Genomic DNA, 23,599 nt, shown 5'->3' with positions numbered 1-23,599 from the left:
GTCCTGCCATCCAGGCAACGGCGGCTCGGCGTGACGGGATTAGCTGAGCGCCTGGAACTCTACCCGACGGTTCTCGTCCGAGTCGGGATCGGCGTTTTCCAGGAGGAAGCGCTCGCCCAGGCCCACGGCCTCGAGCCGGGACGCCTCGATGCCGCAATCGTTGACGAAGAAGCGCTGCACCTCTTCGGCGCGGAGACGCGACAGACGCTCGTTGTAATCGTCCGTTCCCGAGGCATCAGTATGGCCGATGATGCGGAAGAGCTGGATGTCGGCGGTCTTCATCACATTGCAGAGCTTCGAAAGCTTGGGCTTCTGCGCATCGTCAAGCGCGGCGCTGTCAAAGGCAAACTCGATGCGAATGTTGACGCCCAGGTCCTCTGGCATCTTCACCAGAGTGGCGGTTTCCGTTTCCTTGACCACGGTTTCGGTCGCAGGCTGGGCCACGGCGACCTCGGTGCTTTCCGATGTCGCTGTAGAGCTATCGGTCGCGCCGGTGTCCGTCTTTTCCACTTCGGTCGCGATCACGACATCGTCGGCGGTGACAAGCTTCAACCCGCGCGTCAGGCTGGTGTTACCCTCGACCGCGGCCTTGTAGGCGTCACGCTGCGCCAGAAACAGCTCCAGAAGCTCTTGTTCCGAAAGGTCCTGTGACCAAGCCCCGGCGGGAACGAGAGCGGCACAGAATGCAAGGCCAGCAAGCACGTTGCGCATATTCGAAGCACCTTCCAAAAAACGGATTTATGACTGGCGAAAGTCTAGGCTATGATGGCGATGCATTCAATTCACACCTTTTGGCGGGCCCCTGCCATGCTCCATGTCTCTACCGGTTTTCCGACGTGTCAGTTCTTGGACGAGGTCTGGCCATGACCGCGCCGATCACCGTGGTCCCGGGGTTGTCGCCCGCGATGCCGGTGGCCGTCGGGGCGGGGCTTACGAACCGAGGCGTGGTGCGGGAACGTAATGAGGATTCAATCCTGACTGATCCGACCGGGGTGTTGTGGGCCGTGGCCGACGGGATGGGGGGCTATGGCAACGGCGATGTCGCGTCCGACATCGTGATCGACTGTCTGGCGAAGATCCCCGACGAAGCCGACCCCGGCCCGGCCCTGGTGGCCCGACTGAAAGAGGCGAACCAGTTGGTGCTGGAACGCCAGCGGGCACCGGGGATGAGTCGGATGGGCTCGACCGTCGTGGCCATGCTGGTATCGCGTGCGGTGGCGCATGTCGCCTGGGCCGGGGACAGCCGGGCATATCTGCTCCGCGGTGGGCACCTGCGACCGCTGACCCGCGATCATTCGGTGGTGCAGGAGATGGTGGACCGGGGCGAACTGTCGCCCGAGGATGCGGAGAGCCATCCGGAATCGCATATGGTGACGCGAGCGGTGGGCGGGGCCGAAGACTTGGAGGTCGACCTGGTCAGCGTGCCGCTGGCGGTGGGGGACCGGCTCCTTCTCTGCAGCGACGGGCTGACGCGCTGTGTTTACGAGCAGACCGTCGAAGCCCTGTTGCGCGAGGCTGCCGGGCCGGAGGATGCCTGCCAACGGCTGGTGCGCGAGGCCCTGGAGAACGGCGCTCCGGACAATGTGTCGGCGATCACTGTTCAGATCTGCGAGGACTGAATGCAGTCGAACAATCTGATTGCGCCCATCATCGTCGCCATCGGAGTCATCATCGCGGCGGTGGCCTTTGCGATGGTCACGACGCTTCTGGAATCGGCAGACAGTGCAGCCGATCTGCGTCTGACCAGTCTGGAAGAGGCCTTCGATGCCGAAGCCGCGCAGCGTGCGCGGCTTGAGGCCGAGATCGGCACGCTGAAGGCCGACCTCGCGCGGCTTCGCGACGACATGAGCCTGCTGGCCAACCGCGCGCCGGTCGAGCCGTCGGCCGTCGAGGCACCCACGGTGGACGCCGACGGGCTGTCGGCGGGCGAAGACGGGCAGCACCAACCCGAGACCGAAGCGCTGACCGAACAGATGCGCGCGGCGCGGGACCGGTTCAACAAGGGCATCACCCAGCCGCGCAACAAGACGATGCTGGCGCTTCTCGGCCGCCCGCGCGAGGATCTGGGCACCGATTGCCGCGGGATCAGCAATCCGAGGCTGAAGTCGCTCGTCGAGACGCGGCAGATCGGAACGATCAAGGCCACCATGCTGAAACCGGCGCTGGACAGCCTGGAGCGCATCGTCGCCAAGCTGCAGGAGGACGAGCCCGACATCGCCGCCAAGCTGGGCACGGCCGGCGCGCTTTGTGTTCGGCTGATCAGGGGGTCGAACTCTTCGGTCTCGAACCACTCCTTCGGAACGGCGATAGACATCACCCTGCAGGGCGAGCTTGACCCCTTCGCCGACGGCACCATGCAGATCGGTCTTGTCATCCTCGCCGAGCATTTCAACGCCGAAGGCTGGTATTGGGGCGGCGGCTACAATCGCGAGGACGGAATGCATTTCGAGGTGGGTGAGGAGACCCTGAAGAAATGGGTTGATGAAGGCCTGATCCCCTCGCAATGAGCGCCGACCTGAACAACCCGCGCACGGTCTTGCCGCCACGGCGCGGGGCACGGCGGTCCGACCCGGAGGTCTATGAACAGGCGGCCGGGGCGGTGCTGCGGATGGTCGAGCAGCTGGCGACGATCCGGGGGGTGGAGGCTCAGGCCCTCGTTCAACGCGCGGCCGAGGCGCTGGACCGCTTCGATGCCGATCTCGAGCGGGCGGGGGTCACGCCTTCGACGATCCAGCCGGCGCGCTATGCGCTGGGGCTTGTTCTCGATCAGGCGGCGCGGAAGAACCGGGCAGTGGATGTGGCGCTTTGGGGCGCCGGGGCGCATCGGTTGATCTTCGACGGGCGGGACATTTCTGCGACCATCTTGCGCGAATTCATCCGCAAGGCGGACCTCGCGGGGCCGGACTTCGGGGGCGTAAAGACCTTCATGGAGCGGCGGCTTGCGGTGCTCGAGGGCAGTCGTACGGCCTTTGACCGAAACCTCGGTGCGGGCTGGACGGGAATCACGCTGGTCCTGATCCTGGCCTTCGTCCTTATGGTGGCAGGCTGGGCGGGGTTCGTGGAATGGCGCTTCCACCGCGACCTGACCCGGCTTTTCGATGCCAAGACGCTGGACATCGGGCTGGATCGCGACGGGGTGCTGCCGGACCTGCCGCAGCGGCTGATGCGGCTTGGCGACGCGTCCCAGGACGTGGCCAGGTCCGCTGACAAGGCGCCCATCCGGCTTTTTGCAGCGCCGCTGGGGTTCGATGCGGCGGTCCATGCCGATGAGGTCTATGACATTGCGGTGCAAAAGCACCTGCCGGGAGCCCTTGCGCGGGCCGTTGATGCGGCACTGGTTGGCGAGGGCGAAAGCCTGCCGCTCTACGATACAATTCGAGCCTGGTCGGTGTTGTCGGGGCAGGCCGACTGGTCGCCCGCCTATCTGGCAGGGTGGCTTGCCGACCGGGTCGGGGTGATGCCGGACCTGCAACCGCTTGTCCCGCACATCGACCGGCTGCGCCCGCCGACCGAGGCACTTCCGCAACCTGATCCCGAACTTCTGGCTCAGGCGCGGAACTATGCGGCCGAGGCCGGGGAGCCCGCGCGGGCCTATCTGGAGCTTTTGCGCTCGCAAGGCGCTTCCGACCTTTTGCCTTGGGTCCCCGAGACGGCGGTGCCGGGGATCTCGGTCGTCTTGCAACGCCGGTCGGGCGGCGCGATGGACAGTCCGCTGCCCGGCCTTTTTACTCAAGCGGGCTGGGACTATGCCCGCAACGTCGGGGCGGGACTGGCGGTGCAGACCGCGCGGACCGAAGCGGCGCGGCTGTTCCCTGCGCCACCGGCGACACAGAACGACAGCCCGGACCAGGTGCTGGACATCCTCCAGCGCGAGACGCTGGCACGGTGGAAAGAGTTCTTGGCGGATGTAAAAGTGCGCCCCTTCAGCGACCCGGAAAACGCGGTGCTCGTCTCGGGCCGTCTTGCCGCGCCGGACTCGCCGTTGGCCAGACTGCTGCCTGAAGTCTGGACGCAGGTCGGTGGCTTGGACCGGCAGCGCCCTCATGCCATGCAACTGCGCATTGCCTCGGACTTTGCAGCGCTGATCCAGTATTCCGAAGATGACCGGATGGAGGAGATCGCCGCGCTTTTCGCCAGCCTCAACGTTGCGCTTGGGGCGATGGACCGGGACGAGCCGCGCGGTCTCCAGCGGCTGATGACCGCGAAGTCGCGCGGGGCCACGCTCGTCGCCCTGCGGACCGCGCCGCCGATGGTGGTGCAGATCGTCGAAGATGTGCTGGCCGAAACCAGTGCGGCACAGGCCGACCCTTTGTCAAACCCGCTGACGAAGGCCTGGCAGACCGAAGTCCTGTCGCTGTGCAAGCAGGTGACCGAAGCGCGCTATCCCTTTACCGAAGGGGCTGATGCGACGTTGCCGGAGGTCGCGGCGCTGCTGGGGGCCGGTGGGGCCATCGACCGCTTCTATCGCACCCGGGCAGAGCCCTTTATCGACACCTCAAGCACCCCGTGGCGCTGGAAACCGGACGCGCGATTTGCCGGCCTTGACCCGAAAAGCGCAGAGTTCCTGCAACGCACCCAAGCCATCGCGGCCGGGTTCTCATCACAGGACACCGAACTGACACTGGCGGCGCTGGCGGAACGCGGCAGGACATTCGTGGCAATCGGGGGACAGGGCGGGCCGGTGGAGACCACGGCAGCGCCTCTAAAGCTGACCTGGCCGGGCCCGAACCCCACGGCAGGAGCGGAGGTGCGTTTCACAACCACGGCGGGAAACGTGACCTTGGCGCAGCCCGGAGAATGGGGCCTCTTCCGCATCCTTGACGGTATCCGGCTGCGCGAACGTGACGGCGGCAAGCGTTTCCTGATCGACCTGAAGTCCGGCGATGCGCGGCTTTTTATGGAGATGACAGTCATGGCCGAAGCCAACCCCCTGTCGCGATGGCGCCTGCTGAAGGGTCTGGCTTGCCCCACCGCGCTTTGATCCCTTTTTGCCCCACAGCCGCGATTTTCGGCTAGAGTGATGGTGCATTTGCCCCGACGCGATTTGAAACGGCTTTCGGACAGGAGAGATCAGCATGGCTGACGGTCGCAACATCACGGTCAGCACGGCCCTGGGCGACAAGTTGGTGTTCTCGCAGATGGAGGGTTCGGACGAGATCAGCCAGTGTTTCCGCTACGAACTTGGTCTGGTCGGCAAGGATATCGACGTCAAGGCAGAGGACATTCTTGGTACGCCGGCGACAATCCTGGTCCGGACGGACAGTGCAAAGCGGTTCTTCCACGGCATCGTCGCCGAATTCGCGTTCCAGGGGTTCCGCGAGGATTACGCGTGTTATCGCGTCGTTTTGCGGCCGTGGCTATGGTTCCTGACCAATCGCAGCGACAACCGCATCTTCCAGAAAAAGAGTGTGGTCGAGATCATCGAGGAGGTCTGGAAACCCTATGCCCATGTGAAGGTCGAAAAGCGGCTGAAGAAGTCCTATCCCCCGCGGGACTATTGCGTGCAGTACGGCGAAAGCGACCTGGACTTCGTGCAGCGGCTGATGGAGCACGAGGGGATCTTCTATCACTTCGACCATGCCGACGGCGAGCACACGCTGGTTCTGGCCGATGCAAACGCAAGCGTGAAGGACGCCGAGGACTTCGGGTCCGTGAAGTTCCGCGGCGAGGTCGGAACAGCGGCCGGAGAGGAAGACGTGATCACCGCCTTTCTGCCGCAGGCTTCGGTTCGGTCAGGGGTCTATGTCCACACCGACTATGATTTCAAGAAGCCGGCCACCGATCTGATGACGAAGTCGGACGCGCCAAAGTCGCACGAGGCGGCAAAGGGCGAGCTTTACCATTACCCGGGGGCCTACATCGAGGTCGGCGCAGGTGAACCCCTTGCCGCGATCCGGCTGGAAGAAGTCCAAGCCGCGCATGTCCGCATCGAGGCACAGGGGAACGTCCGCGGTCTTTGGTCGGGCGTCAGTTTCAAGTTGGAGGAGTTCCCGCGAGAGGCGGACAACGTCAAGTATCTGGTGCTGCGGTCAGAGTACGAGATGTGGGACGACCAGTACCGCGCCGGGATGCAGCAGGAAGGCGACGGGTTCAGGGTACGGCTGCAACTGCAGCCCCTGAGCCTGACCTTCCGCCCAGAGCGCCGCACGCCGAAGCCGCTGATGTCGGGACCGCAGACGGCGGTGGTGGTGGGCCCCTCGGGTGAGGAAATCTTCACCGACGAGTACAGCCGGGTGAAGGTGCAGTTCCATTGGGACCGGCTTGGGGGCAAGGACGAGAACTCGAGTTGCTTTGTCCGTGTCAGCTCGGCCTGGGCCGGGTCGGGCTGGGGGTTCATCCAGATTCCCCGGATCGGACAGGAGGTGATCGTCGACTTCCTGGAAGGCAACCCGGATGCGCCGATCGTCACCGGGCGGGTATACAACGCCGCCCAGATGCCGCCCTACGGACTTCCTGCAAATGCCACGCAGTCGGGGTGGAAGTCGAACTCCTCGCCCGGCGGCGGCGGCTGGAACGAGATGCGATTCGAGGACAAGAAGGGGTCGGAGGAGGTCTACTTCCAGGCCGAGAAGGACCACAACGAGCTGATCAAGAACAACGAGACCCGCACCATCGGCAACGACTTCGCCGAGGATGTAGGCCACGACGCCACGCAGGACATCGGCCACGACCGGACCGAGACCGTGGGCAACGACAAGTCGGTCACCGTGGGCCATGACCAGACCACCAGCATCGGCAACAACGACACCGAGACGGTGGGGGTGGACCGGGTGCTGACGGTGGGGTCGAACGAAACGATCTCTGTCGGGTCGAGTTCCAGCGAGACGATCGGACTTAACCATACCCAGACCGTCGCTGTGGCCCAGACGATCACCGTTGGTGCTGCGCGGGTGGACAGCGTGGGGGCCTCCGAGACGCGGACCGTGGGGGCCGCACAGTCGATGACCATCGGTGCTTCCCGCGATGTGACCGTTGGCGCCTCAGAGAGTCATTCCATCGGATCGAACGACAGCTGGACCATCGGCTCGGACAGGACGGTTTCGGTTGGCGGGAAAGAGGGCATTTCGATTGGCGGTGACCAGTCGGAAAGCGTGGGGGGTGGTGTGTCGGTCTCGGTTGGGAAGGACCGTGGCGCGAACATCGCTGGGGCTGAAAGCCTGAGTGTTGGCAAGGACATGGGAGTGACTGTCGGCAAGAAGTTCATGCTGACCGTCGCCGACGAGATCACCCTCAAATGTGGCGATGCCGAAATAACGATGAAGAAGGACGGCACGATCACAATCAAGGGCAAGGACATCGCGCTGGACGGGTCGGGCAAGATCAACGTCAAGGCAGGTGGTGACATCAAGATGAAGGGGTCGAACATCCACCAGAACTGAGTCAGCTCAGAAGCAGTCTTTGCAGCGCATCGCCGGGGTCCGCGGGGTCCGTGGCGATGGAGGGGCCGCCGCATGTCCAGAGCAGCATCGCGCCCGAGGCGGGTTCGCCGCCCGGCATGGGCGCGGGTAGGGCGTCGAGAGCGACCCAAAGCGCGTCCGGCGACAGGCCGTCCGGGCGAAGCGCCAGCGCCGCATCGCACCAGGGATCGATCTGGTCTTGGCTCAGGATGCCATCGGCAATCAGAAGCAGCGACAGCGGGAAGTGCCGACCGGCGCTGTCGTGGCTTGGGAACACAACCCCGGCCGCCAGACGCCCGCCCGACGGCAGGCTGAACCGCAGCCCCCCGGGCGGGAAGACGGCCCCCGCGCGGCCCAGAGGGGCGATGTGCCGGGTAAGCCAGAAGTCCCAGTGTTTCCGGAACGCATCCGGCAGCCCGCGCCAGACGAAATCGCCCGTGGTCGGCATCTTACCGAAGACACCGGCCACCGGGCGGCGGTCATCATCCCCCAACTTCTGCGGCGTCAGAACTTCGTCGGGCATTTGAAGTTGCCGAACATCTTCAGGTCAAACGGGTTATCGACCGATGCCGCACGGAGTTCGAAGTTGGCGGAGAAGCCGGAGAGGCCGAGGCTAAGTCTGAAGACCTCAGGCAGGTCGGTCGCCGACAGGCGTCCTTTCCGGATCAGCCGCAGCCAGGCCCAGGAGCCGGTTTCCGAGGTCAACAGCTCTCCGGTGCCGTCGGCGGGCTGGAAGGAGAGGGAGATCAGGTTCGTGCCGTCGGGGCCGGGCCAGGTCATCGGCATCGGGCGGGTGGCGGCGTTGAGGTAGGTCAGGGCTTGGCCGTCAACGTTGAGGGTGACCGAGGCGGCGTTGGGCGTCAGGTCCTTCGCTTCCAGCGTGAAGGCCATCACCGGGCCCGAGCCGCCCGGGAAAAGGCCATCGCGTATCGAGCGGGCGCGTTCGAACGGGGCAAGGAGCGACCCGTCGAGGCCGAAGTCGGCGCGCCAGGCCCATGGTTTCACGGTGGTGTCGATGTAAGTCAGAAGGTTGTCAGTGACGAACTTGTCAATCCGGGCACCGGGCGCAAACAGCTCGCGGAAGTCTGCGACATTGACGTCGATGGCGGAGGCTTCGTCGAAGGGGTAGCGCCCCTCGGTCGCCTTCACGCAGAAGTCGTAGACGTCAGCGCGCCAGCGGTCGTTGAGCTGGGAGATCACAGCATCCCTGGTCACGGCGATGGTGTCGCCTGCGATGCCCGCGACCCAGTCGTCCAGCGGGTCGGGAAGCGCTCTGGCGGCATTGGCGACGGCGCCGGTCAGTTCTCCCAAACCGCCACGCGCAAGGAGGGTCGCCTCGGGGTCGGGCGAGTTCATTGCGCTGGCAAGTTCCTTGGCGAGGCCGTCGAGTTGCAGGCCAACGTCGTCAAGGAGGGGGGGAAGACCGTCGACCTCCTCGATCGCCGCTTTCAGGGGGGCGAAGTGCAGGGCGATGTCGGTGCCGGGGGGCGGGCCTTCAATCCCGCCGGTCGAAGTGGCAAGCTTGTTGCCCGCTTTCAGAAGCTTGCCGACCTTGCCAAGCTTGGCGGTTGCCTTCTTGACCACGCCGTCGGTCGCGGCGCTGCCTTCCTCTTCGGGGATGACGCGGGTCAGGTCGACCTCGTCCACCACGGCACGGACCAGGCGTCGGAGGGTCGAGTCAGGGCTTGCCAGATCCTTCATATTCGCAGTGGCGGTAGGCAGATCGGTGATCGGGGCAAGCCGGATATCGCGCAAGAAGCCGTTCCACTGGGCGATGAAGTCGTCCTGATAGAGCTTGAGGATGTCGGTCTCAAGCGTGGCGACCGAAGCGTCGGAGCTTTCGGCGCATCCCCCGGCGAAGACGGCCTGATCAAGGGCAGCGGTGGCGGCGACCTCTGGGATCAGGGGCAGCACGGTGGTGTGGAAGCCGTCATAGGTGAAGGCGCCGGGCAGGCCGACTCGCAGGGTCTTCTCCGAGATCCGGGTCAGAACGCGGGTGGCATTGGGTCCCGCCTTTTCCGCCGGGACCCATTCAGGTAACGCGCTGACGGTGGGGTCGGAGATCAGGGCGCTGTAGGCGCGGGCTGCCAAAGGTATCGTGCAGATCGACTGGAGCGCCTGTTGGACAAGAGCATTGTCAGGCGCGATCTTCTGTTCCTCCGAGCCCATGCGGTCGATGGCGGCCAGCTGATGTTCCAGCGCGGCTTCGGTCGGAAAGGGGTCGGTGGGCGCGTTCAGGGGCAACTGGTCCTGCCACCACTGGGCAGCGAACTCGCGGTCATAGGGCGCAAGGCCGGTCATCATGTAGTAGATCTTGAGCGCGCCCAGGAGATACTCCGGATCGCGGATCTGGCGCCACATCGTGGCCTCCAGCATCGCGACCATGCGGGGCTCCAGGATGTTGCGCAGGCCCCGGTCATAGGCGATGCGCTGTGCTTCGGTCAGTTCCGACTGGGCAGTTGGGCCGATGTAGGTGAGCGGCGACGTTGGGACTTCGGTGGCTGCGGCCTTGACCTCGGTAACGCCTTCCAGGGCGAGTTCGAGGTCAAGGGGATCCGTTGGGGCCTGGCGCGCGGCGACGTTGGCAAGGCGGCCGGAAAGATCGGCGAGCAGGCGTTCCTGGTCATCGATGCCGCCGGAGTAGCGTAGGAAGCTGAACAGGAACACGAGGCCGGCGATCAGGGTCGCCAACGAGGCCCCGGCGATGGAGCCGCGCCAGATCCACTTGCGGCGCTCTTCGGCGGCGGCATCGAAAGTGCCAAGGCCGGCCTCCGGGAAGATGAGGTCGGTCAACATGCTGCGCAGGAAGTAGGACCGCTTCTCACCAAAGGCCCGGCGCGGGGCTGCTTCGGCGTTCAGGCCGAAGGACCCTGCAAGTTCACCGACCAGCCGGTCTATGGGCGAGCCTTCCTGGGTGGCCGAGGTCAGGTAGAAGCCGCGCAGCCACGGACTTTCCTCATACTTGCTTTCGCCGAAGACGGTGTCGATCAGAAGCTTGAGCGGCGCTTCCAGGCGTTCGACCTGCGAGGGGAAGCGGAAGACTTCGGCCCGCTGCTCCAGCGGCACATCCTCGGCCATGCGCGAGGCTAGACGCGTTTCCAGGTTCGCCAGCAGCGCCTTCGTCTCGCGCTCGATGGTGGTGCGGTCGATGCGGGCGTCGGTGGGCAACGTGGCCCCCCAAACCTGCTCGCGGTCCTTGGTGGGAAGGGTCCCGAAGAACGCCTCGAAGCCGGGAACGAGATCGACCTTGGTCAGCATCAGGTAGACCGGAAGATGGATTTGAAGACGCTCGCGCAGCTCGGCGAGGCGCTTGCGGATCTCGCGGCCATGTTCGCGAACCGCGGCTTCCCCGGCCAGAAGTTCCTTGAGGCTAAGGGTCAGGATCACCCCGTTCAACGCTCGTTTGCCACGGTGCTTCTTCAGCATGTCGAGGAAGCCGAGCCATTCGGCGGAGTCGATTTCGGGGTCGCTTTGTTGCTGGACGTAGCGACCGGCTGTGTCGACCAGGACGGCATCCTCGGTAAAGAACCAGTCGCAGTTGCGGGTGCCGCCGACGCCTTTCAGGTCGTCGGAGAGGTCGACGGGAAAGTGGAGTCCCGACTGGCGCAGCGCCGTGGTCTTGCCGCTACCGGGGGGGCCGATGATCACGTACCACGGCATGTCGCGGAGGAACTTCTTGCCGCCGAGCTTTGACCTTTTCATCTCGGTCAGGACCGAGGCAAACTTCGTGTTGATCTCGGCGACGTTGGCCTCGCCGGGAAGCGAGACCCCGGGCCTTTCGGGCGCCGCAAGCTCGGTCACAAAGAGCTGGTTCTTCTTCGCGGCCCGCAATTGCGCGAGGAGGAGGGAGAAAAGCCACAGGACGAGGATGACGGCGATGACAATCATCCGAACGAGGTCGTCGGCCAGCGGAACCATGTCCCCAACCGACACCAGTGGACCGAAAAGCCAGATCAGCGCGCAAAGAAGGGCTACGCCGATGAAGGTCCACAGGCGGCGGGAGAAGAGGAACCGAAAGATGGCCTTGAGGACTTTCATCTAGAGTTTCTTCTCGATCTTGATCTCGATGCGGCGGTTGTCGGCCCGACCTGCCTTGGTGCCGTTGTCGCCCACGGGTTCGCTGTCGGCGCGGCCCACGGAGACCAGAAGCTCGGGCGGCACCCCGGCGTCGGTCAGAAGGTCGGCTATGGTCTTTGCGCGTGCCTCGGACAGGCCCTGGTTCGAGGCGAAGGGGTTCGAAGCCTGGACGGGCACACTGTCGGTATGGCCGATGATCGTGACCTTGCCGATGACCTCGATGTTTTCCTTGATGCACTCCGCAAGCCCGGTCACGAGCGGGCCGTAGACATCGTTGATGTCGGCCTTGGCGCTGCGAAAAACCTCGGGGTTCGACCCGCGCAGGGTGAGGTAAGCAAAGCTGACATCGTCCTTGCCGGATAGGGCGACGGCGGTGTCCTGCGGGGCGTTGGCAAGGCAAGAGGGGACAAGCTCGATCACCACCGGATCGATCTTGATCTCGGGCGCGGCGGGTTCGGCGTTGGTGCGAACAGGGCGGAAGATCTCGGCCCGTTCGGCGGGTGGAAGCAGTCGCGCGAGGGCGTAAAGCTGGGTCGCCTTGTTCGACAGTTGAATGCCAAGGCCGACGTAAATGGCGGTGATGACGGCGACGGCTGCAAGGCCGATGGTCCACAAGGGCACAGCGAAGCGGGGCTTCTCGTCGGGGGCAATGACGCCCTTCCAGTGCGGGGAAAGCTCGGCCGCCTCGGCTTCGGGGTTGCGGATGGCGCGGGCGATGGCGGACCGCATCGCGAGGAGGGCAGCATCGCCGGTGCGCCCCTCGACCCGATACTTGCCGCGAAAGCCGAGATTCAGGCAGTGGAAACCCAGTTCCAGCATTTCCGGGTCGCGGTTGGGGTAACGGAGGAGTTCCTCCAGCCGGTCGAAGAACTTGGTGCCAGCGTCGACCTCTCCGGACAGTCCGACGACGAGCGGTTGACGGGGCCAACTGGAATGGCCTCCCCAAGGGGTGTTGAGGGCGATGTCATCGACAAGTGCTGCGACGAACCAGGCGGCCTGGTTGGCGCGCGTCATCGGGACACCCATACCGACGGCACTGTCGCGGGCGTCGATCAGGTTTTCCTGAACCCGCAGGCGCAGGGCTTCCGCATTGGCCGGGGGCATGGCGCGCTCCAGTTCGGGCGCGAGTTCCAGAAGCGAGGCGAAGGCGACGATCAGCGGGTTCGGATGCGCGCGGGTGAGGCGGGGTTTCGGACCGCGACCGCCCAGGTCTTGCGGTGGTGTGCCGTGGGGTTGGCCGTAGGATTGCCCGCTGAAGCCTTGTCCTCCGAAAGGCTGCGCCGGAGGCGCGGGGCGTTCAGCGCCGTAGGTCGGGGGCTGCGGCGTGGTGGCAGGCGCGTTCGACTTTACCGGCCGGATGCGGGTGCGTCCGGCGTCGTTGGAAAGGCCGAAGGGGTCGTCTTCGTTGCTCATCGGTTCACGGCGTAGCAGTCGATTTCGGGTTCGCGGTCCAGCGCGCCCGAGACGCCAATCACAAAGCCGGGCGCGTCGGTGAGCTGGGCAAAATGTTCGGACTTCTGGTCAAGCTCAAGGCACAGACGTTCCCCGTCATAGGGTATCTCGCGCGGCTGGGAGTGCAGCGGCTTCAGCGGAATGCCAGGCAGGCGGGATTTCCACAGCTTCTCGAAGGCGTCGGCGGCCCCAACGGTGGCCTGGCTGACGAAGATGCGCCGCAGGCTTTCGTCAGACATGTCCGAACCGATCCGCAGGACGATGCGGCTGGTTTTCAGAAGGTCTGGGTTGTCGATGCGGACCTTCCAGATGTTCTGGGCATGTCTTGCGACCTGAAGCGCGCGGGATTTGGGTTCCACATGGCGCAGCGACAGCATCAGCGATCGCAGCGTGTCGGCGAGTGCGGCAAATGCGGGTTGCGGGTCGAGATGTTCGTAGGCGGGGAGGTCGGAGAGGCGGCGGGAGGAGGAGCCGTAGGTCGCCATCCGCCCTGCAAGACCCGCGAGTTCCATGAAGAACTCGGACGGGTGGTGCAGGTTCTGCGCCAGCATGTGCGCCACCCGCGGGCGGGCAGAGTTGGCGAGTTCCAGAAGGAGGAGGTTTTCAATCGACCGACCGGCCCCGCCCAGGACCAGCTTGCCATGCGCTTCGGCGATGCGGTCCAGGCCGGTGACGACCTCTTGCGCAAGGCCTGCGTACCAGGGGTTGGCCGACAGGCACAGGGCCGGGGCAAGGGTGCCCTCGGACACCGCGACCGAGCCGTCGGCGCGCAACCCTTCGACCCGGGCGACGGGAAGGGCGACATAGCCAGCCGCGTCCTCTCCCGGCAGGATCAGCCGGGCCGACAGGCGGGCCACCTCCAGCTCTTCGGGTTCAGCGCCGCCGCGGATGGCGTCACGGACGGTCTGGATCACGCCGTGGTAGCGCGAGCCTGCGGGTTCGGCATGGGCGGGGTCGATGGTGGCCGCCCCGGGGCGTTCGATGGGGATCGCCAGCGACACATGGCCCGCCATGTCGGCCTTGATCGGCACCGGGGCGGGGGAGGACATCGTGTCGGGGATTGCGAAAGGGGTGCCGTCGGGGAAGATGCCGGAGGCTGAGGCGATGGCGACCCGGCCTGCGTCCAGCGCAGGTTCGTCCAGCGTCAGCGACCGGAACCCCCAGGCCTGCATTGGGGCGGCCTGAAGCGCGCCGCGCACCAGGCCTTCGGTATAGCGGTCCTGCTGCTGCAGGTGCTGGGTGCGCAGGAACAACCCTTCGGACCAGACGACCTTGTTCTTGTCACTCATTCTTTCGTCCTGTTCCGCACACTGGCGAGGGATCACATCGGGGTCAGCTTGATCCCGCCGGCGGTCACGTCAAGCGCGAAGGTGACCGCATCGGTCGGCGAGACCGAGGACTTGGCACGGAATTGCTTTCCCGCCGGGTCCCTGTAGCCGGCGACGACCGCGATGAGGGCGGTCGTGGCCTCGAGTGCCACGGTCTTGGTGGCTTTGCCGCCGGGGGCAAGCGTGATGGCGTCGGCCTTGACGAGATCGCCGCCAAGAGTGGCGGAAGCTTTCTGGAGGCCGAAGAAATCTGCACCGTCGAATGCCCCCGCGCCCCGCAGTTGCAGGACTTGCAGGATCAGCGGGCGGTCGGCACCATCGGGGCCTGGATTCATGCCCGCTGCCCCTTGCGCGACGATGGTCACCGATCCGGGGCCGGCGGGGGCGCAGGCCACGAGAAGGACGGCGCTGCCGCCGATCAAAAAGGCACGGCGTGGAAACTCATGGGTCATTGGTCTTCTCCCTGTTGCCTTCGTATGCGTCGCGGAAATCGGCGCCCACTTCGCCGAGGAACCGGTCCTCGGCGGCGCGGGCAATGTCCTTGTAACGGTCGGTATAGGCCTTCCAGAGCTTGGCGTTCCGCCCGCCCGAAAGAAGGCTTTCCAGCATCCCCAGGTCTTCCAGGTCCGTTTCCACCGACGCGGGATCGAAGCGGTCGATCATCCGCCTGAGCGCGGACTGAATGGCGACCCAGGAGCGGACCTGGTGGTCAGCGAGATCGCGAAAAGCGCCGTTGATCGCGGTTTCGGGGTCAAGGTAGCCGGGGCCCTTCGGGGAGACGAGGGCGGCGATGGCCTCATTGGTGGTGGCAAGGAACTTGAGCGGGTTGACATCGGTGTTGCTGATCACCGTCTGCGCGACCCGGGCGTTCTGCTTTTCCTTCGCCCGGGTTCGGAGCATGAGCATCAGACCCTCGACGAGCAGACGGAAGCGCTGGCCCAAGGCCTCCATCTCGGCCTCGGCGTCTGGTGTGGCGGATGGGTCCAGCCCCAGGCCGCGGAAGAAGGCATCGCGCAGTGCTGCGTCGGAGGCGATGGTCTGCGCCGCCGGGGGTGGCGCCGGTTCACCGCGCTGGCGGGTGCGGTTCTCCTCGTCGACGACGGGGGGTACGCTGTGGGCTGCGACTGACGCGGCGACGGGCGCGTCCGGGACCAGTTGGAGCGGTTCCGGCACGGGCGATGCGGGGGCGGGCGACGCGGGGCCGGTTGGTGCGGGGGCGGGCGAAGGAGGTTCCGGTGCGGCGACGGGGGGTGGAATGGACCACCAGTCGTCTGCCGCAGGGGCTGTGACGGGCTCAACGGGCGGCGGATCGGGCGTGCGGGGCTTTGCGGGCTCGTCAAAAAAGGAGCCGAAGCCGAAGTCGTCCTTACGCGGCGCGATCGGTTCGGGCACGCTGCCTGTAGGGCGGGCCGCGACGGAGCGGTCAAGCGTGAAGGGATCGTCGAAAAGGGGGGGCGGCGCGGGGCGATACGGCGTCGTGTCACGGCGGCGGGCATCCGTGGGGCCGGTGTCGAAGGGCTGCGGCAGGCCCTGCGGGCGCGATACGGGCGACGGCGGCGTGACGGGGGATGAGAAGAAATCGTCATGCGTCATCTGGCGCCGCGTCGGGCCTTGCGTTCGAGGCGTAGCGACGGGTGCAGCGGCCTCGAGTTCCACCCGTATCACCGTATCGCCGAGACGCAGGCGCATCCCGGATTCCAGCCGGACTGCGTTGCCCGGGCCGAGGGGCTGGTCCTTGCCGTCAATGAACAGGCCGCCGCGGCTTGCGTCGGTGACGATGAACTGCCCGGCCTCGCCGGTGATCACGCAATGCTTGCGCGAGACATACATGTCAGGGTCGTTGATCTGCCAGGAGCATTCGGCCCCGCGACCGATCGAGAATTCGCCGCCCGGGTGCCGCATCTCGCGGAGGTCCTGGGGGTGGGGGCTGTGTTCAATAGTCAGGCGGAGGGTCATGCGGCCTCCACCTGCGCGATGTGGTAAAGGCGGAGGTCGTCGGCATCCTCCTGACGTTTCGGGGCGAGCCAAGCGGTGCGGCCGAGCTGGCTGTGGCCCAGACGGGTGTCCGGGATGTCCTCCTTGGCAAGGATGAGGCGCAGGTTGAACTCCATTTCGCGGCCCATCGCGTGGCGGATTGCATGGCGGAGACGGGAGATGAGTTTGACGTCGGCGAGAAAGCCGGTGAAGCGGGCCAGAGACAAAGGTCCAACGCGGAGTTCTACCAGGGTCTGGCGCTGGAAGCTGCGGGCGCCGACCACGGCGGACCGGCCAAGCCTGGCATGCTGCTGGCCGAGGCGGGATTGCAGCCGGGGCGGGATCTCGGTCCAGGTGCCAAGGAACTCGACAAGAGACACCGGAGCTTCCAGCACGTCGGACAGGTAAGCGGTCAGGCGTTCGACGCCATGGACTTGGCGGCCAATCGCGGTTGCGTGGCGCATCTTCAGGCTGGTCCGGGCATCGGGGGCCTTTGGTCTGGTTCCCGGAAGGGCGACGCCAGCCAGCGCCTCGACCACGGCTTGCACGCGGCCCGCAGGACCGTGTTCGATCTGAACCTCGGGCCGGGCATCGGCCCAGCCGCGCCAGTAAAGCGCCATCATCCGATGCTGCAGGAGGTTGCAGAAATCGAGGAACGTGGTGTCCGAGGCCGCATCGCTGCCTTCGGTGAACCAGCGGTCCGACAAGCGGCCCATGACCCAGCGGGTCAGGTGCAACGGCAGCGCACCTTCGGGGCCGAGAAGCCCAATGACCTCTACATCCACCTTGGGTGGGCTGCCGGGGTGGAAGCCCGCGACATCGCGGGTGCCGAAAGTCAACCGGGCGCGCTGGCCCAGGCGGGCGGGTTCCTTCGATGGCCCGCCCGACCGGCCAAAGCGCATCTCGTCGCGTTCGAGCCGACGCAGAAGCTCGAAGAAGCTCATCGTTTCGGGTGAAGGCACATCCCCGGTCAGATCAGGGCGCGGTTGCCCGGCGTCATCGGCCACGACACGTCCTCCTGTCTTTGCATGAGATGGGTTTTCGTGCGCACGAAGGAATTGATCGCGGCGTGGCGGGCGAAGAGCTGGTTCAGCAGCGCGGAGAGGAGGAGTGTGGAGCCTCCCGCCAGGGTGTTTTCGTCCACGTCAAGCGTGACCTCGACGCCATGGCCAAAGCAGATTGGGCCAGGGATGCCCAGGCGTTCGACAACCTGACGCGAGCGGACCTGGGTGATCGATCTTGCGTGGCGGGCCATCGCGGGATCACCGCGCCCGGCGTAGAGGTCGAGCATGGCGCGCAGGGGTCCGGCTTCCTGTCCCGGTTCGGCGAGCGAAAGGTGGTTGAGCGAGAGCTGCGCCACCAGCCGCCAGGCGAGATCGTCCAGCTGGCTTTCTCCGCCCGAGACCACGTTCGGCAGTGCCGAGGCGACCGAAGCACGCGGCCGGCAGAAGGGCGCGATTAGTTCGATCCGGCCGACAGGGTCGCCGGTTTCCAGGGAAAGCTTCGGGCTGTCATCCAGGATCGGCAGATCTCGGTTGGTGCAAAGCGCGCGGATGTCGAGGCGCCGGATCGCCTTGGTCACGGTCACGTCGGCCGGGCGCGCGATCGAGAGGAAGAGATCGTCGCCGGCATAGGTGGTCCGCGTATTGCCGCGTCGGATCTCGTCCTCGCCCGGACGGCGGGGACGGCGTTCTGTGGTATAAACGAGGCCCGAGCCGCGGTGCTGGCCGACGGAATAGAGCGGCTCCACCCGGGCATCCGGGCCGTCGCTGTCGGCGTCCTCGACATTGGTCAGGCGGTAGATTTCGAAATCGCGTGGGCGGGTGCGGTCGGCGTGGACGACATGGGCGGCGGAACGGCCGTCGATCTCGATCACGTTGCACTCTTTCTCGAAAAGATTGACCAGCGGGGTCGCGAACAAGCGGAAGTCCTTGGCGCCGATGTCGGAAAGTTCGGGCCGCGCGGCGTCGAGGTAGACCACCACCTCGCAGGGGCCAGTGGCGCAGGTCCGCAGCGCTGGGTTGATCCCGTCAAGTCGCAGGTAGTGGAAGCGGTCCGGCATCAGGAAGTATTCCCGCATCAGCCGATAGCCTTCGAACGACGGGCGGACGCGGGGCAACAGGCCCTCTCGGTCGGTGATGCCGACGAGGGAGGGACCTGTAAGGGTCTGCGGCATGCCCTTCGGGGCGCGGGCGACGGCAGCGGCTCCGTGGCCGAAGACTGCGTCGAAGATCGCGCCGCCGCGAGAGCCGCCCACGAACCAGAGGTCAAGGCGGTCGAGACTGAGTTCGGCCAGCGAGCCGGGACCGACACTTGCAAGGGTGAACCGTATCGCTGCCTCCGCCTCGGGACGGTCAAGGCCTGCCGCATTCATCGCGCCTTTGTCCTGCAGGTAGTCCACCTTACCCAGCGCGACAGGCCAGAGGGTCACGTCCTGCGCAGTGGTGTAGGTGGCGCGGGTGGCGATACCCTCGCGATAGGCTGCAACCGACCGGGTGCCGCGTGCGACCAGGTGGCCGTCTAGCATGGTCTGTACTTGGGGCCCTGGATGCAGGACCGCCATGGTCATCGCTGGAGCGGGGCAGATGAGGTCGGGGTAAAGCTCGTCCAGAAGGTTGCGGACATAGCGGCTGCTTTCGGCATCGACCTTCAGACGCGTCCGGGCGGCAAGGAAGGCCACGCCTTCCAGAAGGCGCTCGACGTAAGGGTCGGGGCAGGGCACAGCGTCAAGCGACAGGTTGCGCGCGACGGTGGGGTGAAGCGCTGCAAACTCGGTTGCAAGCTCCCGGATATGCGCGAGTTCGTCTTCGTAATAGGCCAGGAAGTTCCGGTCCATCACCCGTCCTCCACCGCCGTGGTGGCGCGCCCGTTGTCGAGGTCGATCGTCGTTGACAGCCGTAGCCGTTCCGGGACGGGCGAAAGCATGAGCATCGCTTCGACCTCGATCTTCATGCCGGTGCGGTCGCCCTGAGCCACCTTGACGCGGATCGTGTCGCGCCTCAGGCGAGGCTCGAAGACGGCGATCACGTCGCGCAACTCCTTGGAAAGAGCCGCAAGATCGAAGTCCGTGATGCTGCGGCCCGAAAAGGACGGGACCCCATAGTTCAGCACCGACCGGCGGACATGGGGAAAATCAGCGATGATGTCCTGCGGGGTAACATATCCGACTTGCTCCAGGTCGCTCAGTTGCAGGCCGGATTCGAAACGTTCAACGTTGAAAAGAGCCTCGATGTCGCGCCGTACGGCCTCGCGCAGCACCGAGGCGTTCACGATTATACCACGTTCCTCCAGGAAGGCGCGCCGGGCCATCTGGGTGAGGAACTGGTGGAGGTCCCGCCGGATGTCGGCATCAAAGCCTTCGTCTGCCTCGACCTGACGCGCCCCGCCCGCCAGCACCGCATCGACCTTGGCAGCGCCGATCCGGGCTACCAGATCAGCGCGCTTCCGGTCAGTTTCCGCGACGATGCCCGGCAAGTCGTCAACGAGGCGGTCCCACAGGCTGGGTTGGACCGCCTCGGTCCGGGATTGCGGTGTCGGCGTCGCATCAACCATTGCACCCGGCCTTGGTAAGGGCGGCCCTCACTCAGACGCGGGCCATCAGGTCGAATTCGGCCTCGTGGTCGCTAGAGCCGCTGTGGTCCGATTCCTGCTTCTTATAAAGTGCCTTAAGCTCAGTGTACGATATCGAGACCGATTCCGTCGCCGTTGTGCCGCCCGATGAACCCGAGACCTGATAGGACGAAATCAGGCAATTCTTCAGGGTGTACTGAAGATAGTCCATATGCTCATCCCCCGCGTCCTTGACAAAGGTGATGACGATTTCGTCCAGTGCCGTTGCCTTCGCGCAGGCCATGAACAGGTCGTGGGAAGCCGAGTCCGTCTCCTTCATAAGCGACACGTCCGAAAAAGACGGGACGCCGGTCTGGCGGCTGTTGCCGGTCAGTGTGGCCGGTCGGCTGACGCCCCAGCTGAGCGACAGGATTACAACCTCGTCCTCGTGTCCGGCCTGCTTGGCCTCGCCCGTGATCCCATTGGGGAACTTTGCATAAATCGAAACCGCCATGATCTAGTCCTTTACTGATTGAGTGCGGTTGAAATGGTCAGGCATTCTTCACAGACGGTAGTTCAGAGACCAGCCTCAGGCTCGCGTTGATTCCCTCTAGCTGGTAGTGCGGACGCAGGTAGAAGCGGGCATTGTAATAGCCCGGACGGCCTTCCACGCTGTCCACCTGCACTTCGGCCTTTGCAAGCGGGCGTTTCGCCTTTTGCTTGTCGTCCGCCATGGCGGTATTCGCCAGGACGTAGCGATTGATCCACTCCGACAGCCATTTCTGCATGTCGGCGCGCTCTTTGTAGGTGCCAACCTTGTCTCGCGCGATGGCCTTCAGGTAGTGCGCGAACCGGCTGACCGGGAAGAGGTAGGGCAGGTTGGCCGACAGCCGTTCGTTGGCCTGGGCATCCGGGTCGACCAGGCGCCCCGCACGGGTTTCATCATCCTGCAGGGAATGCGCCCCGATGAACGCGGCGATGTCGGTGTTCTTGCGATGCAGGATCGGCATGAAGCCAAGCTTGGCAAGTTCCGCTTCGCGCCGGTCGTCGATGGCGATTTCCGTCGGGCACTTCATCGCGATGGAGCCGTCGTCGGTCGGGAAGCTGTGGACCGGCAGGTTCACCACTGCGCCGCCGGATTCGACGCCGCGGATCTGGGTGCCCCAGCCGTAAAGCTTGTGGCTGCGGTTGATGTTCACGCCCATGGCAAAGGCTGCGTTCATCCAGACGTAATGGTCGTGCTTGCCATCAAGCTCTTCCTCGAAGGCGAAGCCCTTCACCGGGATGGTCGCGGCGCCGTAGGGCAGGCGGGCCAGCACCCGAGGCATGGTCAGCCCGATATAGCGCGCATCCTCGGATTCTCGCAGTGATTGCCAGCTGGCATAGTCGGGCGAGGACACGATCTGCTGCAGGTCCTGCGGGTTCGGCAGCTCCTGCCAGCTTTGCATCCGGAACAGTTGGGGGGCCGCTGCGGCGATGAACGGCGCATGGGCGGAAGCGCAGATACCCGACATGTTCCGCAAGAGGCCGACGTCGCGCGGGTGGTGGCTGAACTCGTAGGCGCCGATGATCGCGCCGTAGGGTTCTCCGCCGAACATGGAGTATTCGTCGGTGTACAGCTTCTTGAAGATGGGGGACTGGTCCCACATCTGGCCCTCGAAATCCTCCAGCGTGTCGGCCAACTGGTCCTTGGCGATGTTCATCACCCGGATCTTCAGCTTCTGGTCGGTCTCGGTGTTGTTCACCAGGTAGTGCAGACCGCGCCAGGTGCCCTCGATCTCGCGCACCTCGGGGGCATGCATGATCTCGTTCATCTGGGTGGTCAGAATGCTGTCAATCCCGGCGATTAGGTTCTTGATCGACTTGACTGCATTGCCCGAGATCGTCGCGGTGCCTGATCGTTCGGTGGCCGCAAGAGCCAGGTTCTGCACCAGTTTCTGCAGCTTCTGGCTTTCGTCTTCCTTGACCCGGAAGTCCTTTTCCAGAAGGTCGCTGAATTCGCTCAGGTCGATGGTCTGAGCCTCTGCGGCGGTCGCCTGCTTTTCCTGTTCGGCCATCGCTCAGCCCTCCTTCTTCATGGCTTCTTCGGCGACCTGCATCAGCAGGGGCTCGTTCTGCAGAAGCTGCGCGATGCGCTTTTCGGCGTTAACCTTGCCGTCCATGTAGCCGAGAAGCTCCTCGAGCTGCCGCCGCATCTTCAAGAGCTCAGCAAGCGCCGGGACTTGTTCGGCCACCTTGTCCGGAGTGAAATCCGACATGCGCTTGAAGGTCAGGTCGACGAACATTTCCTCGTCTGCGGCGCCATCCTTGGCGGGCAGGCGGTTCGGCACACGCGCCTTCACGCGCGGGGCAAGAGCCTCCATGAACTTGCCGAAGCGTCCTGCATCGACGTCGACGAAGGTGCGGTCGGTGACTGGCCTCATCGCCTCCTTCGTCTCGGACTTACCGGCGAGGTCGGCCATCACGCCCATGACGAAGGGAAGTTCGATGGTGGTCGGGCTGCCGTAGTGTTCGACGTCATAGGCGATCTGCACCCGCGGGGCGCGGTTGCGTTCGATCACCTTTGCCTTGCTTTCACTTGCCATGGTTCAGACCTTTCCTGACATTCTCGGGGCCTATTGCGAGGCCGATTTCTTGTCGTCCACGCCGGCTACGTTCTTGAATTCCTTCATTCCGCTGGGGGCGATCTCTTCCATCAACTGCAGAAAGTTCATCGGCACCATCTTCCGCATGCGCCGCGCGAGATGAGGGATCGGGCTGGAGGGTTCGGTGCGTTCGTAGAAATCGATGATCATGTCGAGACAGCGTTCGACGTCCCGACGCGAGTTCACCGAACCGGGGATACCCCCGCTTCCCGCGGAAGAAGGCTGCGCGCCGTTAGTCATCGGGGCAAGGGACGGCTCGGCCATGGCAGTCACCTCCGGTGTGGGTGCGGCAGGCGCCGTCTGGCCCTGTGCGGCGGCCAGCGGGACCAGCGCCCGCGTCAGGACCTTGTCGAGTTCCTGTAGCCTGAAGCCGACGCCGTTCTCCCCCACGCGGGCGGTGAGAGCGGCCTCAAGCGCGGAAAGGGCGGACCGGGCGGCTTCGATCACCTGGACCAGGGTCGTCAGATCGTCCGGCCGCTCGATCGCCATGGCGCGGCAGGCGGCGGTGACGCGGTTCACCCGGGCGTCGTGGCGAGACAGAAGCTCGGCCAGTTCCTTCTCGCCGAGGCCCTGCGGCAATTCTGCTTGCGCCTGCATCCGTGTAAGCGCACCGGCGCAAAGATCGCCGAACGTGACCGCGCCCAGGCCCCGCGGGGTCAGGACCACGGTGAATTCCAGGTCGCAGAGAAGCCCGTTGTCCCGGTTCTGCAGGTCGAGGATTGCGTTGGTGCGCCGCCGTGCAGCCTCGCTGAACGAGGGGCTTTCGCGGAGCGCTGGATGCAGGCTGTCCCAGTGGGTCTCGACCGTCATGGTCAGCAACCCCAGGCCCTGCGCCAGCCCGTCGAACCCTTCGGAATTTGCCAGTGCCCGGACCACGACCACCAGAAGCCGGATGTCTCGCCCGGTCTGGGCCAGCTCCTCGGCTTCCGACAGTATTGCGGCCCAGTCGACAGTGGCGCTTCCCGTCCCGCCCGCCCTGACATTCTCCAGCCGGGAACTTCGGGCGGCAGGCTCCATCAGCCGCTCGACGGCATGGAAACGCGGGTCGTTGCGCAGTTCCGATCCTGAGACGCTGCCATCCGCCACAGGAACCAGGAACGGTTCAAGCTCCATCTCGGTCCAAAGCCTTCTGCACTACGCTGAAACAAAATCTTCAAATCAACTCTTGCACCCCCTG

The 23,599-nt window shown here is 65.1% G+C and carries 18 protein-coding genes; 4 read left to right on the top strand and 14 right to left on the bottom strand.

From position 1 onward, the window contains the following. Positions 1-39: 39 nt before the first annotated feature. Positions 40-711 carry an OmpA family protein gene (locus Q0C42_RS13185; protein ID WP_295076564.1) on the bottom strand — a complete coding sequence of 224 codons (672 nt, stop codon included), beginning with the start codon at positions 709-711 and terminating at the stop codon, positions 40-42. Between the two features lie 152 nt (positions 712-863). On the opposite strand from Q0C42_RS13185, the gene Q0C42_RS13180 reads away from it, so the two are divergent. The 4 genes from Q0C42_RS13180 to Q0C42_RS13165 all read left to right on the top strand — a co-directional run bounded on the left by Q0C42_RS13180 (position 864) and on the right by Q0C42_RS13165 (position 7,379). Beyond that, positions 864-1,619, top strand: a complete 756-nt coding sequence (locus tag Q0C42_RS13180) for a protein phosphatase 2C domain-containing protein (protein ID WP_295076561.1) — start codon at positions 864-866, stop codon at positions 1,617-1,619. After that, the gene (locus Q0C42_RS13175) at positions 1,620-2,507 is read left to right on the top strand and encodes a M15 family metallopeptidase (protein WP_295076558.1); all 888 of its coding nucleotides are present in this window, start codon (positions 1,620-1,622) and stop codon (positions 2,505-2,507) included. Next, entirely contained in the window at positions 2,504-4,981 is a 2,478-nt protein-coding gene (locus Q0C42_RS13170; RefSeq protein WP_295076554.1) for an ImcF-related family protein, read from the top strand. The genes Q0C42_RS13175 and Q0C42_RS13170 overlap by 4 nt, the downstream gene beginning before the upstream one ends. Positions 4,982-5,075: 94 nt before the next feature. Then, positions 5,076-7,379 carry a type VI secretion system Vgr family protein gene (locus tag Q0C42_RS13165; RefSeq protein ID WP_295076551.1) on the top strand — a complete coding sequence of 768 codons (2,304 nt, stop codon included), beginning with the start codon at positions 5,076-5,078 and terminating at the stop codon, positions 7,377-7,379. A gap of 1 nt (position 7,380) precedes the next feature. On the opposite strand, the gene tagF is transcribed toward Q0C42_RS13165, so the two are convergent. From tagF to Q0C42_RS13100, 13 genes are read right to left on the bottom strand one after another with little or no spacing between them, the layout of a single operon-like run. Next, a complete protein-coding gene (tagF, locus tag Q0C42_RS13160) occupies positions 7,381-7,920 on the bottom strand; it encodes a type VI secretion system-associated protein TagF (RefSeq protein WP_295076549.1) in 540 nt (179 codons plus the stop codon). Beyond that, positions 7,902-11,435 (bottom strand): type VI secretion system membrane subunit TssM, encoded by a 3,534-nt coding sequence (gene tssM, locus Q0C42_RS13155; RefSeq protein WP_295076547.1) that lies wholly within the window; start codon positions 11,433-11,435, stop codon positions 7,902-7,904. The genes tagF and tssM overlap by 19 nt, the downstream gene beginning before the upstream one ends. Continuing rightward, positions 11,436-12,887, bottom strand: coding sequence for a type IVB secretion system protein IcmH/DotU (icmH, locus tag Q0C42_RS13150; RefSeq protein WP_295076544.1), 1,452 nt, complete (start codon positions 12,885-12,887; stop codon positions 11,436-11,438). Beyond that, positions 12,884-14,215, bottom strand: coding sequence for a type VI secretion system baseplate subunit TssK (tssK, locus tag Q0C42_RS13145; protein ID WP_295076541.1), 1,332 nt, complete (start codon positions 14,213-14,215; stop codon positions 12,884-12,886). Before tssK ends, icmH begins: the two co-directional genes overlap by 4 nt. A 32-nt stretch (positions 14,216-14,247) precedes the next feature. Next, positions 14,248-14,706, bottom strand: a complete 459-nt coding sequence (gene tssJ / locus Q0C42_RS13140) for a type VI secretion system lipoprotein TssJ (protein ID WP_295076538.1) — start codon at positions 14,704-14,706, stop codon at positions 14,248-14,250. After that, a complete protein-coding gene (gene tagH, locus Q0C42_RS13135; protein ID WP_295076534.1) occupies positions 14,696-16,210 on the bottom strand; it encodes a type VI secretion system-associated FHA domain protein TagH in 1,515 nt (504 codons plus the stop codon). Before tagH ends, tssJ begins: the two co-directional genes overlap by 11 nt. Continuing rightward, the gene (gene tssG / locus Q0C42_RS13130) at positions 16,207-17,235 is read right to left on the bottom strand and encodes a type VI secretion system baseplate subunit TssG (protein WP_295076531.1); all 1,029 of its coding nucleotides are present in this window, start codon (positions 17,233-17,235) and stop codon (positions 16,207-16,209) included. The genes tagH and tssG overlap by 4 nt, the downstream gene beginning before the upstream one ends. Continuing rightward, positions 17,199-19,064 carry a type VI secretion system baseplate subunit TssF gene (tssF, locus tag Q0C42_RS13125; protein WP_295076528.1) on the bottom strand — a complete coding sequence of 622 codons (1,866 nt, stop codon included), beginning with the start codon at positions 19,062-19,064 and terminating at the stop codon, positions 17,199-17,201. Before tssF ends, tssG begins: the two co-directional genes overlap by 37 nt. Next, positions 19,064-19,780 carry a type VI secretion system baseplate subunit TssE gene (tssE, locus tag Q0C42_RS13120; protein WP_295076524.1) on the bottom strand — a complete coding sequence of 239 codons (717 nt, stop codon included), beginning with the start codon at positions 19,778-19,780 and terminating at the stop codon, positions 19,064-19,066. The genes tssF and tssE overlap by 1 nt, the downstream gene beginning before the upstream one ends. A gap of 31 nt (positions 19,781-19,811) precedes the next feature. Next, entirely contained in the window at positions 19,812-20,291 is a 480-nt protein-coding gene (locus Q0C42_RS13115; RefSeq protein ID WP_295076522.1) for a type VI secretion system tube protein Hcp, read from the bottom strand. Positions 20,292-20,328: 37 nt separating this feature from the next. Beyond that, complete coding sequence (gene tssC / locus Q0C42_RS13110; protein ID WP_295076519.1) at positions 20,329-21,834, bottom strand: type VI secretion system contractile sheath large subunit; 1,506 nt, start codon at positions 21,832-21,834, stop codon at positions 20,329-20,331. Positions 21,835-21,837: 3 nt separating this feature from the next. Continuing rightward, on the bottom strand, positions 21,838-22,362 hold the full coding sequence (tssB, locus tag Q0C42_RS13105) for a type VI secretion system contractile sheath small subunit (RefSeq protein WP_295076516.1): 525 nt from the start codon (positions 22,360-22,362) through the stop codon (positions 21,838-21,840). A gap of 30 nt (positions 22,363-22,392) precedes the next feature. Then, a complete protein-coding gene (locus Q0C42_RS13100) occupies positions 22,393-23,535 on the bottom strand; it encodes a type VI secretion system ImpA family N-terminal domain-containing protein (protein ID WP_295076513.1) in 1,143 nt (380 codons plus the stop codon). Between the last annotated feature and the right edge of the window lie 64 nt (positions 23,536-23,599).

This window comes from Tabrizicola sp., assembly GCF_022842145.1.
GTDB lineage: Bacteria > Pseudomonadota > Alphaproteobacteria > Rhodobacterales > Rhodobacteraceae > Tabrizicola.
This window is presented reverse-complemented; position numbering and strand designations above follow the sequence as displayed.